Here is a 17,048-nt window from a genome sequence, read left to right as displayed (position 1 = left end):
ATACTGGAATCGTATCAACATACACCATACCCTTATACGCTCTGACGATGAAGGAGGAACTTCATGTTTTTTACCGAGGATAAATTGCGCAAGCGTCTGGAGCAACTGGAACCGCTCCGTTATCGAGAACTATTTGTCGTGCCGTCGTATACTGCAATCGAAGACCGTGAAGGCATCAACGGTGCGTATCCACCGCTGCCTGAATCACAAGAACATTCCGCTGCCTATACGCTGCACAAAGGCGAACATTGGACAGGCAGAGATCGTTATATATGGCTATCCGCCACGATTGCCATTCCCGCCGAGTGGCAGGATCGTACGGTCATTGGACTGTTTGATTTTGGCACTACAGAAGGCGGCAACAATGGCGCTTTTCTTTGAAAGCCTTGCTTATTTGAACGGCAAGCCATTTCAAGGCGTGGATAGCAATCATATCGAGTTGATTTTACCAGTCGGTTATACCGGTGAAGCACGGTTTGATTTTCGACTGTGGTCAGGGCTGGAAGGCGGCGGTGCGCCGCGTGAGTTGACGCATATCATTCGCGATTCACGCATCGGCTGGCTGGATCATGCAGCAGATCGGCTGTATTACACGTCGCTAGCGATCTTGCAGACGATTGCCATTTTGCCGGAATCTGCGTATGAACGCTCTGCACTGCTGAAGCTATTGAACGACACATACCGTGGACTGGATTGGTCGGTGGCAGGCTCGGCGGACTTTTACGCTTCGGTGGAGACGGCGGATGCATCGCTGAATGCACAGCTAGAAACGTTGAAAAAAGAGCATCCCGTACTCGTTACCGCTGTTGGTCATACACATATCGACGTGGCATGGCTATGGCGGCTCAAGCATACACGCGAAAAGGCTGCGCGCTCCTCTCTACCGTTCTGCGGCTGATGGAGCATGACCCGGAGTATATTTTCCTGCAAACTCAGCCACAGCTATATGAATATATCAAGCAAGATTACCCGGAATTGTATGAGCGCATCAAGGAGCGTATCGCAGAAGGACGCTGGGAAGCGGGCGGCGGCATGTGGGTAGAAGCGGATTGCAATCTGACATCCGGTGAATCGCTGGTGCGTCAGTTCCTGCTCGGTACGCGCTTTTTCAAAGAGGAATTTGGCGTGGAGAGTAGCTATCTGTGGCTACCGGATGTGTTCGGTTATAGCTGGGCATTGCCGCAAATTTTGCGCAAATCCGGGTTTGATACATTTATGACGACCAAGATTAGCTGGAATCAGGTGAACCGGATGCCGCGCGATACGTTCTGCTGGCGCGGGATTGATGGCTCGGAGGTGCTAACCCACTTCATCACGACACCGGATGATTGGGAAGGCGGCAATTCCTTTTATTATACGTACAACGGGCTGGTAGAAGCAGACTGTGCAAGGCGTATGGAACAGCTATCAGGATAAAGAAGCGAATCAGAATCTGCTGATCTCCTACGGGTACGGCGACGGCGGTGGTGGTGTCACTCGTGAAATGCTGGAGCTGCGTCGCCAGTTGAACCGTATTCCCGGCGTACCGGTTGTGCAGAGCGGACGGGCAGATGACTATTTTAACAAATTGCAACAGACGTTCCACGAGACGGACAGCTATGTGCATACATGGGATGGCGAGCTGTACCTAGAATATCATCGCGGCACGTACACCAGTCAGGCGTACAACAAAAAGCTCAATCGCAAGCTGGAGCTGCTGTATCGGGAAGCTGAATGGCTGCAAACGCTGAATATCGCGCACAGTGGCGACTGGTCGTCGTATCCGGTACAGAATCTGCAAGCAGGCTGGAAGATCATCCTGCGCAATCAGTTCCATGATATTATCCCCGGCTCGTCCATTGCCGAGGTGTACGAAGACAGTACGGTAGAATACGCGAAGGAGCAGATCGGACGACAAGTATGGCGTGAAGCGGCGGGAGCAGAACTTCCGCTAGCTCCACTCTCTCCGTCCCTGTTGTTGGCAGGTGAATATGCGGCTAGCGAAACTGGCGTTATCGGTGCCGAAGATCAGATCATTACTGTAGATGCTAGTACAGCGAATCAGACTAGCTCCACCTCTCTATTATATTCCGAACCGGAATATAATAATGGAACATTGCTCGTTCTAAACAGCTCCTCATGGGCACTGAAACCGCTGGTGCATATTCCGTATGACCAGTGTGCGCAAGGTGATTATGTGTGGAGCGACAGCGAAGGGCAACCGCTTGCGGCACAACACACAACGGACGGCTGGATCGTACAGTCATCCACTGTTCCATCGCTCGGTACTACTATCATTCACTATGCCGAACAGCAAGTACAACTAGCTGCTACGGATACGACTATTGCTGCACAGGCACAAGATGTTGAGCGTATGACAGGCGCTACAAAGAGAAACAATACGACGGAGGAGAGCCAGCTCCCCTTCGTTCACACAGCTTCGGTGACAGACGAAGATTCTACATTCACCTATGAACATAGCGTGCTGCGTACCCCGCATTACGAGCTAACATGGAATGCACAGGGACAACTGATCTCTATTACCGATCTGGATTATGATCGCGAAGTGCTAGCACCGGGCGAGCGCGGTAATGTGCTGCAATTGTTCGAGGATAAGCCGATGAACTTTGATGCGTGGGATATCGATATCTTTTATCAGGAAAAGATGCAGGAGATTGCCGATCTGCAACAAGTGCAGCTTCTGGAGCAAGGAGCGCTACGCGCGGTAGTAGAATTCGTCTGGCATTACAACGATACGATCATTACGCAGCAATTGATCGTCTACAGTCATGATCGTCGGATCGATTTTGTAACGCATGTTGATTGGAAAGAACGGCAGAAGCTGCTGAAGGTAGCTTTCCCGGTACAGATTCGCTCTACCGAAGCGACCTATGATATTCAATTTGGCAATGTGAAGCGTCCGACGCACTGGAATACGAGTTGGGATTGGGCACGCTTTGAAAGTGTTGGTCATCAGTGGGCAGATCTGTCGGAACGCAACTACGGCGTCAGTCTGCTCAATGATTGCAAATACGGCTATGATATCAAAGATCATGTGATCCGACTGTCGCTACTCAAATCTGCTATTTATCCCGATCCGATGGCAGATTACGGACAGCATCAGTTTACGTACTCGCTGTACCCGCATGGCGGCGACTGGCTGGACGGTGGCACGGTACAGGCAGCATGGCAGCTCAATCAGCCGGTAACGACGATCCCGGTTACCGCTTCTGCCGATGCAGCTAATTTCTCTGCCGCTACACACGATACGTTGTCATATCAAGCACACATGGTATCTTCATCCGCTGGGACAGGCAGTGATTGGTCGTCCTTTTCCATGTTCTCATTCTCAGCTGAGCATGTTATGGTGGACGCAGTTAAAAAAGCCGAAGTTCCAACCAACCAGATTGTATTGCGTATCCATGAATACGGCGGTATCCGCACCCCGCTCACGATTACAAGCGATCTGGATATAGCGTCATGGCAGGAATGCAATCTGATGGAACAGCCAGCAGGTGATTCGCAGCAGGGCGAGCTGCATATAACGATTACGCCATATGAGCTGCGCACCTTCTTGATCTCACTGCGGGAGGAATAAATATGAGCATGTTAAATACACCACTCCAGCTTACACCGGAGATGGAGCAGTATGTCGAACGTATCGAACGGCGGCTGGAGCATCTACCCGCCGTTTGTACGATGTTTCGTCATTGTTATGCTAGCACATATGAGACGACCATTCGGGTGATGGACGATGACAGTTCCTTTGTTATTACTGGCGATATTCCTGCCATGTGGCTGCGTGATTCGGCAGCTCAGGTGCGGCATTACTTGCCACTGGCATCATCCGACAATCAGGTAGCAGCACGTATCGCCGGATTGATTCGGCGGCAATTGTTCTGCATCGGGCTTGATCCGTATGCCAATGCGTTCAATCATGAGCCAAATGATGCAAGATACGACGAAGACCTTACTACTCTGTCGCCGTGGATCTGGGAGCGCAAGTATGAGATCGATTCGCTCTGTTATCCGATTCAGCTTGCGTATCTGTTCTGGCAGCAAACGGGCAATGCCGAGCTGTTCGACCACTCCTTTTACAATGGTATGAATCGAATCATCGATCTGTGGAGCTGCGAGCAGCGCCATGATGAACAGTCGCCGTATCGGTTCATCCGTGAGAACTGTCCGCCGTCAGATACATTGCGCAATCAAGGACGCGGCATGCCTACTTCGTATACTGGTATGACCTGGTCTGGCTTCCGACCGAGCGATGATGCGTGTGTATTCGGCTATCTCATTCCGTCGAATATGTTTGCCGTTGTCGTGCTAGGGTATATGGCGACCATCGCCCGTGATATGTACAATGATGAACGTCTGGCGATACGCGCGGAAACGTTACGGGAAGAAATCGAATTTGGCATTGAGCATTATGGTACCGTTCTGCATCCGGTATATGGCAAAATCTATGCCTATGAAACCGACGGTCGTGGCAATCATCATCTGATGGATGACGCCAATGTGCCAAGTCTGCTGTCGATTCCATATCTCGGTTATCGTCCGGCAGACGATCCTGTGTATCAGAATACGCGCCGCTTTATTCTGAGCAGCGACAATCCGTATTATTTTGCCGGGACAGCTGCTCGTGGCATTGGCAGTCCCCATACACCCAAAGATTATATTTGGCATATTGCATTGTCGATGCAGGGGCTAACGTCTGTCGACCGCAAGGAGCAACTGCAATTGCTAGAATGGCTGTCCTCCACTCATGCCGGAACCGGATTGATGCACGAAGGCTTCCACAAGGACGATCCGACGCAATTCACTCGTCCGTGGTTTGCCTGGTCAAATAGTCTGTTTGCCGAATTCGTTATTCATTATGTGCAATCATCCACCAGGGAGGAATCGTATCGCCTATGAATCCTGTCATTCCATCCATTCCAAACTACCATCAACAGCTGAACGTACTTCAGGTGAACCGCGAACCCGCGCGTTCTTACTATATTCCGTATGCACATCGCTCCGATGCTGCCAGTTTGCAGCGCGAGCGTTCGCCCTTTTACCAATCGTTAAATGGCAACTGGCAATTCCGTTATTATGACTCCGTTCGCGAAGTAGAGCCAGAATTCTGGCAACATGCGCCGATTCATACCGGGCAGCATGCAACAGCTGGATTGTGGAACGACTTGATCGTGCCCTCCTGCTGGCAGCGGCATGGATATGATCAGCAGCATTATACCAATCTGAATTATCCGTTTCCATGCGATCCGCCGCATATTCCAACCCGCAATCCGGCGGGTGCGTATGTGCGTCAATTTGAACTGTCATCGTCGTGGCAGGAGCGGGACAGTTATCTGGTATTTGAAGGTGTATTGTCGTGTGTATACGTATGGGTAAACGGACAGTTTGTCGGATATAGTCAGGGCAGTCGGGTACCAGCGGAGTTTCAGATTACTCCGTATGTACAGCCCGGTAGCAATACAATCGCTGTGCTCGTGCTGAAATGGTGTGACGGCTCGTATTTGGAAGATCAGGATATGTGGCGGTACAACGGCATTTTCCGCGATGTGTATCTGTTAAGTCGTGCTCCACAGCATGTGCGTGACGTGTTCGTCCGTCAATCGCTGGAAACAGAACTGGATGCTGCTGGTAACCCTGTCTATACTTCCGCCCATCTGGATATTGAGCTTGATATGAATAGTCGTTCGATAGAGCATGGGGCGGATAGCTCCGATTTCAAAGTTGCCTGTAAGCATTCGCCATCAAACACGCTGACAGTACAAGCACAATTGATAGATCCATCCGGCAAGCAGATCGTCGCTACAGGTATAGTGGACATACAACCGAATACACATACAGGCTGCTTATCGTTAAGCTGGAATAATCCAGTATTGTGGAATGCCGAACAACCACAGCTGTATCATCTGTATGTGGAAGCGAGCGGCGAAGTATTGTATTTTGCCATCGGGCTACGCGAGATTGCTATTACAGCTGACGGTGTATTCACGATCAACGGACAGCCGATCAAGCTCAAAGGCGTCAATCGCCATGATACGCATTCCGTACTTGGTCATACGGTACCGTTGCAGCATATGATCGACGATCTGCTGTTGATGAAGCGGCATAATATCAATACGGTGCGTACAGCACATTACCCGAATGATCCGCGCTTTCTTGAGTTGTGTGATCGACTGGGCTTGTATGTGATTGACGAAGCAGATCTGGAATGTCACGGAATTGGCATTCCTGAGGACTTTGGTCCGGGTGCGTTTCATCAGTTGTCCGCCAATGCGGATTGGCAAGAGGCTTTTGTAGATCGGGCAGTGAGACTAGTAGAACGCGATAAAAACTTCGCTTCTGTTGTTCTATGGTCGATGGGCAACGAATCCGGCTACGATATCAACCATATCGCCATGGCTCGCTGGACGCGGGAACGCGATCCTTCTCGTCCCGTGCATTATGAAGGGGCAGCTCCGGGTTACAATGGGCATAGCAATGTATCTGTGCTGGATGTAGAAAGCCGGATGTACGCTTCTCCCGCCGACATTATTGCGTATGCCAGCGACGAACAGCAAACCAAGCCGCTATTTCTGTGTGAATATAGCCATGCGATGGGCAACGGTCCTGGCGATCTGAAGCAATATTGGGATGCCATCTATGCGCATCCACGTCTGATGGGTGGTTGTGTATGGGAATGGGCAGATCACGGCATCGAGCAGCGTGATGAGCACGGACAGCTATATTATGCGTATGGTGGCGATTTTGGCGATCAACCGAATGACGGCGCCTTTTGCATCGACGGTCTTGTTTCGCCAGATCGCAAGCCGCATCCGGGGTTACTAGAATTGAAGCAGATTATCGCGCCTGTGTGGATCGAGCAATGGAGCGAGCAGACGAAGCATAATGCAGAACATGACCAGAATCAGCAGAACTATGACCATGTCGTAAACAATAAAAATTCCGACTCACTGTGGCTCCGCGTGCATAATCGATATGACTTTGCCTCGCTGGAGCATCTGACTGTGCACTGGATTGTGGAACAGAATGGCGTACTGTTAACACAGGGCGAGTTGGCACTACCAGATATTGCACCCCAGCAATCCGCGATGCTGGAATGGTCATTGCCGCCGGATATCCATCTGACAGCACCATCTTATACTGCCCGTCGCAATCGCTACGTAACGTTCCATATTCGTCAGCGCCAACAGACGCGCTGGGCGGAGCATGGTTACGAGATTGCTTTTTTCCAATTTGCGTTGGATGCACTGGAAAAAGTCGATCCTTTGCCGTTATCGACAATCAATACTATACAGACATCCTCGCTAACAACAACGACAACGAGCGATGAAACAACTGATGCTATTTCTACATTGGATGACACGTTTACCCACAATCATGCTGTTAACGCACAGCCGATCGTCATACCGCTATCCGCACAGGAATTTGACGGTATGTTGCATATGAGCGGCGACGAATTTAGCTGTCGCTACGATCTGGTAGAAGGCGCCCTTCTCTCTATCGGCCGTAGTGGGATCGAATTGCTGGATGCCCCATCCAGCTTTGCCGTCTGGCGCGCGCCGATCAGCAACGATATGCATATAGAGGAGAAGTGGCGCGACATCGGCATGGATCGGCTGCATACCAAAATATACGATAGTCAGTGGCAGCAGACGGACGAGCAAACTGTACTGATTCAGACCTCCTTCTCACTCGGCGCGATTAGCCAGTATCCACTGCTGCATGGTGATGTGATCTGGCAGATTCACAGCAATGGCGTGATCCAGATGAAGGTGGATGTGCAAGTATTGCCGACAGCTCCGTATTTGCCACGATTTGGACTGTTATTGACGTTGCAGTCGGGGATGGAGCAGGTAACGTATTTCGGTCAAGGTCCGTATGAGAGTTATGTGGACAAGCATTATAGTACACGCTTTGGACGGTATACGCAGACGGTAGAGCAACTATTTTACAACTACGTTGTCCCGCAGGAAAATGGCTCCCGTGACCGTACCGATTGGCTGCATATTACGAATCCACTTGGTGTCGGTTTACAGGTAAGTGGTTCGCAGCCTTTTTCGTTCCAAGCGTCGCATTATACGTCTGCCGATCTGACGACGGCAACCCATGCGCACCAACTACGCCCACGTCCACAAACGTATCTGCATCTGGATTACAAAATGAGCGGTGTTGGCTCTAACTCCTGTGGTCCCGAGCTTGCGGAGATGTTCCGTTTGCAGGAAAAATCATTTACGTATGAGCTGGATATTCACGTCGTATCACTGGAAAATCGCTACTAGCAAAATGTATGCAGGCTGCCCCGGTCTCTTCATTCGGGGTAGCCCTTTTTTGTCCATTCATAAACTTTTATATGAATCAAATGAAAACCCTTTCATTTTTGTTCATATGCATGTATGCTGAAACTAGTCCAATCAGCAAATTACCCATATCCCGTTTGATTTCGCCGTTCTTCGTTCTCTGTCCGGTTGGAGGCAATACTCAGCAAACATAAATGTGAGATTGGAGGCTATCTATGTCCACTTCCTTTATATCGCCGGAATGGGGTCTCAGCGTCTCGGAAACCGTATGCCCAGACGTGCAGACATCGGTTAATCTGCTCGGTATCAATCTGCGCGAGGTGAGCCGGGATTGGGAATGTCCAAGTCATGCCCATCATCAGTATGAGATCAATTATGTCTTAGAGGGCACCCAGCAATTGAAGATCGGGGAATACAGCTATGTGCAGCAAGCCGGTGATCTGGTGATTTTGCCGCCGGGTATCCCCCATATGAGCCGTAGCATCAGCGACCGTTCGCTGGTGTATGTCTGCATTCATTTTGAGATGAATGACCGTGTCTTCCTGTCGCTGCTGGAACGTACGAATCAACTGATTTTGCGCAAAAATAGTCTGGCAGCACGTCAGATCGAACCGTGCATTATGAAACTGGTACAGGCTGCCGAGCTAGAAGGACAGCATATGATCACACGCCGTATCCGTTTGCAGGCAGCTTCGTTCGAGCTGTTCGGCGTATTGTGGGAGATTCTGCTGGATGAAGCTGCTCAGGCATCGCCATCCACGTATGCGCATATGGAGCTGGCGCATCAGATTGCCGCACGATTGCAAGGAATTGTGAACCGCAATATTACGCAGGTCACCCAGCGCCCGGAATCGCATTACGGTATCGACGATATCGCTGCCGAGCTGGGAATCAGTCCGTCGCATTGCAATCGCATTTTCCATCAGGTGTTTGCTATCTCGCCGCGCAGCTACCTGTCCAATCTCGTCTTGCACAAGTCCAAGCTGCTGCTTGCCGATCCGCATATGTCGATTCAGGACATTGCGACCACACTCGGCTATCGCGATATTGCGCATTTTAGCCGCCAGTTCAAACGCTGGTCGGGCATCTCACCTAGCCATTACCGTAAAAATCATCTGCATATGAATCAGCCACTCGAAGCCGATGTCTGACATAGCTGAACCACCGGACAGCCACGCTGCCGTATACGTCCATGAGGGGCAATATAACGATGCTCCATACGGCATCATCGTCAGCTGGCTGCCGCTTGTATACTTACTGCTACTACGTTTGATCCATCGCCCGATATCGTTGACAGCCAGAGGAAGCAGAATGCTGATGCTGGTGAACATGATATCGGGTTGTTTGCGTGCGAGTTATTTACGTGCGGTTCGCTTGCGCCGAATCGGGCTAAAGATATTGTAATCCTGCCGACCGGGTTTCCGTTTACCCATATGCGGTCACAGAAAGGAATGATCCATCATGAACAAGCAGCAACCATCTAATATAACGACTGAAAACAGCTCACAGCAGCGTAACCAGAATGATTCGCCAGTATTGGAAACTCTGACAGACGCACCACATAGAGACGAAGTACATTCTCAGAATCAAGCAAGCCATAAGCAAACGCCACATTCGACGCAGGATAGAATACCGACGCAACCATCCTTGTCCACTTCAGATGCAGCGAACAGTGTCTTGCCTGTGAACAATCTGGCAGACGATCAGATACCACAGTTCGCTACGAGCGCCGATACGATCTCCGCTTCAGACATTCCCATTGCTCCACCTGCCGAGCCAACTACCGGCAATAAACTGGTGGATAAAACGCTACGCGAAGTGATTCGTCATGTGGAGGAACAGGAGCAGGAACCACCAACCGAGACAGAATCCAAGCCGTTGCCGCTACACGATTCCATGCGTGGCAAAGTGGTCGTCATTACGGGCGGGGCGGGCGTGTTATGCCGCGCGATGGCATTGGAGTTAGGACGACAAGGTTGCCGCATCGCCATTCTGAACCGTACGGTGGAAAAAGGACAACTGGTCGCTGACGAGATCGTTGCCGCTGGTGGCGAAGCTATTGCTGTTGCATGCGATGTCACGAACGAGGATAGCGTGATCGTTGCCGAGACGGCAGTCACCGCGCAGCTCGGTCCGTGCGATATTCTGATCAACGGTGCCGGGGGCAATCATTCGGATGCGAATACGACCGAAGAAACGTTCCACGAGCAGGATCTGAATGATGACGACAAGCAGACCTTTTATGATATCAAAATCGACGGCTTCCGTCAGGTGATGGATCTGAATATGATTGGCACGCTGATTCCGACGCAAATCTTCACTCGCCATATGACCGGACGCACGGGCGTGAGTGTGATCAACATTTCGTCCATGAGTGCGTACAGCCCGATGACCAAAGTACCTGCGTATTCAGCTGCCAAAGCAGGCATCAACAACTTTACGCAGTGGCTGTCTGTGCATTTTGCGCATACTGGGATTCGAGTAAACGCGATTGCACCGGGATTTTTCCTAACTCAGCAAAATCAAAAACTGTTAAAAAACGAAGACGGCTCGCTCACCGAACGTTCGGAAAAGATTATCGCGCATACGCCGATGCGACGATTCGGTGTACCGGATGATCTGCTTGGCACGCTGCTGTGGCTGGCGGATGCCGATACGTCTGGGTTTATTACTGGCGTAACGATTCCGGTGGATGGCGGATTTATGGCGTATTCGGGTGTTTAAGATCGTTCTTCTCATGATTGCTTATGTAGCATACAGCTGAAAGCATTTTGCAATGTCTGTCTGTAGGGTCATTGTGCTATGTACGTGCATAGGTGGTCATATTACACATCCACGTAAAAAAGAAGCAGCGATCTTAGATCACTGCTTCTTTTTCTGTAACGATTACTTCTGGATTTGCAGTATTATCTCTGAATTTGCAGTATTATCTCTTGGTTTGCAATGTTGTAGCTGTAATTGTTGGAGCTACATATGTTGCTGTTGTGATCTTACTTTGCATCGTTCCTACTACCAATTTTACCTTTTCCACCGTTTACTAACGTAAGCTTATTACGTATCTCCCAGCCAACCAATTATGCCTTGTTCGCTGCTACCGATTGTTCATTGACATACTGCTCGTTCTCACCCGCCAGCTCCTCGCGGAAATAAGAGCGATATACATATCCGATCACGACAGCGATCGTCGTCATTAACGCAGCAATCAGATACATATTTTTCATTCCGAATTGATCGGCAATCCAGCTCAGCCCCAGCATCGCAACCGCGAATGCCAGATTACTCAGCACACTCCATGCTGACATGACACTCGGTGTTTCTTCCGGTGTCAGATTTTGCTGGATCAGTGTACGACGGATCACGCCTGCCACCTGTACTGGCAAGCCAGAGATCATGAGCAGGAACATCGCCAGAAACGGCTGGGTATTGAAGGCAAATGCGACCGCAATGACCACATAGATCATCAGATGCAGCAGCATATGCAGATAAGCGTTCTTTTGAATCTTTTTCACCCGTGAGACGATCAGCAGTCCGCCTGCAATCGAACCGATGAAAAAGGCAGTATTCATAAAGCCCCACCAGCGTTCATCCTGATGCAGCACCTGCACGACAAAGGCAAGGATAAATGCGCCCAACCACGCCGCGCCGCCTAACGTATCGATATTGTCGACAATTGCCAGCAGACGAATGCGGCGGTTAGTGGCGATGATTTTCCAGCCTTCGGATAATTGCTGTCCATACGACGGCTTGGTCGCTGGTGCAGCCTCATCGTCCACTGCACCTTTGGCATGTGCTAGACCTGCCTGTGCATACGGATCACGGATAAATGCGGTAAAGAACATCGCCAGAAAATAACTTGCCGACGCGATCCACATTGTTGGCAACGCCCCAGCAACAGCGACGATAATACCGCTGAGTGCCCAGCCAGAGCATTTGACGATCTGATCGCTGACCGAGATCAATCCATTGGCTCGCATCAAGCCTTCGCCATCTGCCAGTCGTGGCACGAGCGCATTACGCGCCGGATCTGTCCAGCCATCCAAGAAGGACATGCCGAATACGACTGCAAATACGATACCGTACGACGGTACAGGCGTCAGCCACAAGTAAAAGATCAGCGCTGTAAACAGCACAAACTGTCCAAGCTGCGAGCACATTAAAATCGATGTTAATCGATACCTCGACATCACTAGCGGTGCAACCAACCCGCTGACGATTTTGGACAGCATACGGAATAGCGGAATAAAGATCGTTGTTAGCAGCGAGCCGCTTTGAATAAATACGAGGGTAACGAGACTGAGCGAGTACACAATGTCCGCAATATTGGAAACGGTCTGTGTGCCCCATAACATGTAAAACGATTTTCTGATCAAAATGTCCATCCCTTCCTGCAATGTGGAGTAAGTCATGCTTATATCACTTCAAACGGTTATCCGTTGCGGATGACAAGTGGCACGATATTGTCTTGCTAACTAGAGTATGTACGTAATATTTTAAATAATGTAAATTGATCCATAAATTATGTTTTAATCAGTATATGATTTTCTTTTTCGACTTGTCAATTTTAAGTATCGCACGATATGTAAGCCGTGTACACCATTTACAAACAAAAACTATAATAATTTGTTAATTTATTCTAAATCTCATTGTAACGGGTATAACGATAGCTGGCTATATAATAATATCGTAATTAAGTATTATTTATAACTTTTATACGTTCATTCATTTCAAACAAAAAAGAAGCATCTGCCCTTTGTGACAGATGCTTCTTGCGTGTACGTATGACTTGCATATGAGTATTTGGAATTCGTTCCCCTCATAACGTTTCGCGAATTAGTCGCTCTACATTGCCGAACATGATTTTATCGATGTCGGATGGATGGAATCCGTGCTGATGTAATCGCTCAGCGAGTAGCGGAACTTGAGAGGCATCGTCGATCTCCAGATTTCTCGGCACACCGTCAAAGTCGGAGCCAAGTGCCACACTGTCCACTCCGCCTACATTGACCATATGATGAATATGTCGCACCATCTGCTGCAACGTACTGCGATCATCGGAAATCTGTTCATTCAAAAAGTTGCCACCAAAGTTCAGCCCTGCCAGACCGCCCTTGTTACCAAGCGCTCTGATCATCTCGTCGGTGAGATTACGCGGGTGCGGCGACAGAACTCGGCTGTTGGAGTGGGAAGCAACAAATGGCTTGTTGCTATACTTCACCACATCCCAGAACCCGCCATCTGACAGATGCGATACGTCAACGATCATGCCCAGCTCGTTCATGCGTTGCACGGTTTCTACCCCAAATGGCTTTAACCTATGCTGCATCAGCTCATGATCCGACGATTGCGGATAGCCGATGCTGTTCTCGTAATTCCATGTGAGCGTAATCAGTCGCACGCCCTGACGATACCACTGATCCAGCGTATTCAGATCGCCGTCCAGCAGCCGTCCATCTTCAATCGTCAGAAAAGCGGACAATCTGCCTGCTTCCCGATTGGCAGTGTATTGCTCGTAATTCCCAGCAAACCGTGCGGCTGCGCCTTCCACTGTTCCATCGATAAATTCCTGTCGAAACGCCTCATACAAACGCTCATAATATACGTCATCCGCCAGCGGCTCCATATGCAAATGAGCATAAAAGGGTTCTGGTACCATGAAGATGGCGAAAAATTGCGCATACGCTCCGCCGCGTGTCAGCTTGTCCAGATCGACCTGTCGGTCATTACGCCGCAAATCGCCAGTATGATCCGGTCTGGCAAACAGCATGAGCGTATCGCAGTGCAGATCAATATATCCCATGTGTATCCTCCACAACTAGATTCACTATTCATTGCTGATCGTTGCTGTTCTCCACAATGCCGAGCCTTCTGGACTGAATTTCACGGTGACACGCGAGTTAAGCAGATACGAACGTCCATCCTGATAAATTGGGAAAATGGCGGCATCGTCGAGCAATACTTTCTCTGCTTTGATATACGCATCCAGACGTTTCTCCGGCGAAGCGATCCACTGCTGCGATGCGCCGTTAACCAACTTGTTGTATTCCGGGTTCACCCAGTGACCAAAGTTGTAACCGGAACGCTCCGTGAACAGATCGAAGTATGTGGATGGATCGTCATAGTCAGCGCCCCAACGAGTGATAATAATCTGGAAGTCACCTTTGCCAGCGAGAGCAACACGATTTTTCTTCGGCTGGGCTTTCAGATTGATCGTGATGCCGGGCAGTGTATTTTGAATTTCGGATTGATAGAATTGAGCGATCTGCTTGGTTGTATCGTCATCGTCGTACAGTAATTCAAATGTGAACGTGTCCTGCTTCAGCTCGGCTTTGGCTTTGTTGAAATATTCGACCGCCTTGGCTTTGTCCGATTCCAGATACGTCGCTTGGGCAGCGTCACGGAAGGTTTTGCCCTCTACGCCAGAAGCAAGCGTGTTGACGATCAGGAAATCTGCCGGAACAGAGCCATCTTTTAGAATATTATCGACGACTGAATGTTTGTCATACGCCAGTGCCAGTGCGAGGCGCAGATTCACGTTGTTCAATTCTTTTACTTTCAGATTCGGTTGGAAATAGTACAGCATGCGGGCAAGCTGAGTATGATAATCTTTGGAATCTTTGTAAGCTGCCCCTTCTTCACCGTTAATCTCTACATAATCCAGTTGCTGCGATTGATACGCCAGAATGCCGGATTGCGAATCTTTGACCGTTTTGTACGTCAGGGTGTTCAGCTTGATATTGTCCTGATCCCAATACTGCGTATTTTTGGATAGGACAACCGAGTCACCGCCAACCGTCCAGTCAGAGATGACAAATGGACCATTGGACAGTACATTGTCTTTGGACAGCCCGTATTGATCGCCTTGCGCCGCAGCAAATTTCTCATTGATCGGTGCAAAGTATGTACCTGCCATCAAAGAATCAAAGTACGGCACGACCCGATCCAGCTGCACGACAAATGTTTTGTCGTCGGTTGCCTTTACACCGAGTGTATCTAGGGCGGCACCATTATAAAGTACATTCTCGGCGTTTTTCACACCAGCGACTAGCAGCATGTACGAGTATTCCGCTTTCGTTTCTGGATTCGCCAATCGTTTCCACGCATATTCAAAATCATGCGCCGTTACTGGTGTGCCATCCGACCACTTCTCATCACGAATAGTAAAGGTGTACGTTTTCTTGTCATCGCTGATCTTCACATCGCTTGCTGCCGCCAGCTCGACGCCCTTCTCGCTTTGACGGTACAATCCTTCGACCAATTTGTTAATAATATTCAAATCCTCCGCCGACGTAGCCAGATTGGAATCCAGTGTCGATACATCCGCTGTGTTGGCAACGATCAGATCCTGACTGCTGCTGGATGAAGAGGCATCCGAACGTTCCGAGCCTTTGCCGCAGGCGCTTAATAGCCCCGCCAATAACGCCAGCGTTAACAGCAATACCATCGTTTTTTTACTCATATTCAGTCTCCTGTCCTGATTACATATAGTGGGTCATGCTTCTGCTTGCGTTGTTGTATCGGCAGCGCGCTGCTGCATCTGACGCAGTCGCTCTGTCAAAATAGGATTCACGTCCAGCTCCGGTGCCTGTTCATGCAGCAGCCATGAACGAACGGTATGCGTATCGTTGATCCGGTATTCTGGCGGCTCCTGTTCAAAATCAATATTCAGCGCATATTCATTACGCGGTGCAAACGCATCGCCTGTAATGGGATGCACCAGATCAGGCGGGATGCCCGGAATCGAATATAAGCGGTGCGCATCGATTCCGGCATCCGGTACACAGGACAGCAGCGCACGAGTGTACGGATGAACCGGATGGTAAAATATATCGTCGGCAGTGCCCTTTTCGACCAATTGCCCGGCATACATCACTGCCACCTCATCCGCTACCCGTGCCACTACGCCAAAGTCATGCGTAATGTAAATGACGGACAGACTCTTCTCCTGCTGAATCCGTGCGATCAGCTCCAAGATACGCGCCTGAATCGTCACGTCCAGTGCTGTCGTCGGCTCGTCGCAGATCAGAATTTGTGGATTACAGGCAAGTGCAATCGCAATGACGACCCGCTGCCGCATTCCGCCGGACAGCTGATGCGGATACTGCTTGTACGTATGCGCCGCCTGCCGAATACCGACCTCCTCCAGCAATTGAATGCCTAGCTCACGACTATCCCGTCGACCGAGCCGCTGATGCTTGCGAATCGCTTCCACAATCTGACGCCCGATGCTCATCGTCGGATTGAGCGTACTCATCGGATCTTGGAAGATCATTGCAATCTTCTGACCACAAATGTCGGAAATCAGTTGTTTCTTGCTGAGCGCAAGCAAATCAATGGGCTCTCCACTTCCATTCTGACTATCGTGAAAATAAATATGCCCACTGTCGATCTGCTGCTGCGGTCCACCCAGCCCCATAATCGTCCGCGCTGTCGCCGATTTGCCGCTGCCAGATTCACCAACAATCGCCAGCGTCTTCCCACGCTTCAATTCAAAATCAACACCACGCACCGCCCGCAGCAATCCGCGCGCCGTCCGAAAGCTAACCGCCAGATTCGATACGGACAAGATGTGCGGTGCATCGGATGATACGACTGGCGCTTGTGACGGTATAGGTTTCGATGATAGAGATTGCGATGGTGCATCTGACGCTTGTGACGATAGAGATTGTGTACCGGACGCTATCTGCTGATTTGCAGATTGTGCATCATTATGTATCGTTGACTCACTCATGTACGCTCCTCCTTTCACCTTGCTGCATT

The 17,048-nt window shown here is 49.9% G+C and carries 8 protein-coding genes and 1 pseudogene; 5 read left to right on the top strand and 4 right to left on the bottom strand.

The genetic code is table 11. The features are described 5' to 3' along the window. Nucleotides 1–63: 63 nt before the first annotated feature. The 5 genes and pseudogenes from ACE3MZ_RS04725 (at nucleotide 64) to ACE3MZ_RS04705 (ending at nucleotide 11,015) form a co-directional block, all read left to right on the top strand. Nucleotides 64–3,577: pseudogene (locus tag ACE3MZ_RS04725) on the top strand (alpha-mannosidase). 2 nt (nucleotides 3,578–3,579) lie between these two features. Then, entirely contained in the window at nucleotides 3,580–4,896 is a 1,317-nt protein-coding gene (locus ACE3MZ_RS04720) for a glycoside hydrolase family 125 protein (RefSeq protein WP_411345334.1), read from the top strand. Next, nucleotides 4,893–8,273: a glycoside hydrolase family 2 TIM barrel-domain containing protein gene (locus tag ACE3MZ_RS04715; protein WP_411345333.1), complete on the top strand. Its 3,381-nt coding sequence runs from the start codon at nucleotides 4,893–4,895 to the stop codon at nucleotides 8,271–8,273. Before ACE3MZ_RS04720 ends, ACE3MZ_RS04715 begins: the two co-directional genes overlap by 4 nt. Nucleotides 8,274–8,506: 233 nt before the next feature. After that, on the top strand, nucleotides 8,507–9,442 hold the full coding sequence (locus tag ACE3MZ_RS04710; RefSeq protein ID WP_411345332.1) for an AraC family transcriptional regulator: 936 nt from the start codon (nucleotides 8,507–8,509) through the stop codon (nucleotides 9,440–9,442). A 745-nt stretch (nucleotides 9,443–10,187) separates the two neighbouring features. Continuing rightward, nucleotides 10,188–11,015 (top strand): SDR family oxidoreductase, encoded by an 828-nt coding sequence (locus tag ACE3MZ_RS04705; RefSeq protein ID WP_411346694.1) that lies wholly within the window; start codon nucleotides 10,188–10,190, stop codon nucleotides 11,013–11,015. 350 nt (nucleotides 11,016–11,365) lie between these two features. Here ACE3MZ_RS04705 and ACE3MZ_RS04700 read toward each other — a convergent pair whose 3' ends face one another. The 4 genes from ACE3MZ_RS04700 to ACE3MZ_RS04685 form a co-directional block, all read right to left on the bottom strand. Beyond that, entirely contained in the window at nucleotides 11,366–12,661 is a 1,296-nt protein-coding gene (locus tag ACE3MZ_RS04700) for an MFS transporter (protein WP_411345331.1), read from the bottom strand. A gap of 443 nt (nucleotides 12,662–13,104) precedes the next feature. Beyond that, complete coding sequence (locus ACE3MZ_RS04695) at nucleotides 13,105–14,088, bottom strand: dipeptidase (RefSeq protein ID WP_411345330.1); 984 nt, start codon at nucleotides 14,086–14,088, stop codon at nucleotides 13,105–13,107. A gap of 24 nt (nucleotides 14,089–14,112) precedes the next feature. After that, nucleotides 14,113–15,747: a peptide ABC transporter substrate-binding protein gene (locus ACE3MZ_RS04690; RefSeq protein ID WP_411345329.1), complete on the bottom strand. Its 1,635-nt coding sequence runs from the start codon at nucleotides 15,745–15,747 to the stop codon at nucleotides 14,113–14,115. 33 nt (nucleotides 15,748–15,780) lie between these two features. Further along, nucleotides 15,781–17,019 carry an ABC transporter ATP-binding protein gene (locus ACE3MZ_RS04685; protein ID WP_411345328.1) on the bottom strand — a complete coding sequence of 413 codons (1,239 nt, stop codon included), beginning with the start codon at nucleotides 17,017–17,019 and terminating at the stop codon, nucleotides 15,781–15,783. Nucleotides 17,020–17,048 lie beyond the last annotated feature (29 nt).

The organism is Paenibacillus sp. WLX1005 (assembly GCF_046603685.1).
In the GTDB taxonomy this organism is placed as follows: Bacteria; Bacillota; Bacilli; order Paenibacillales; family Paenibacillaceae; genus Saccharibacillus.
Note: the sequence above shows the minus strand (reverse complement) of the source record. Positions and strands in the feature narration are given on the sequence as shown.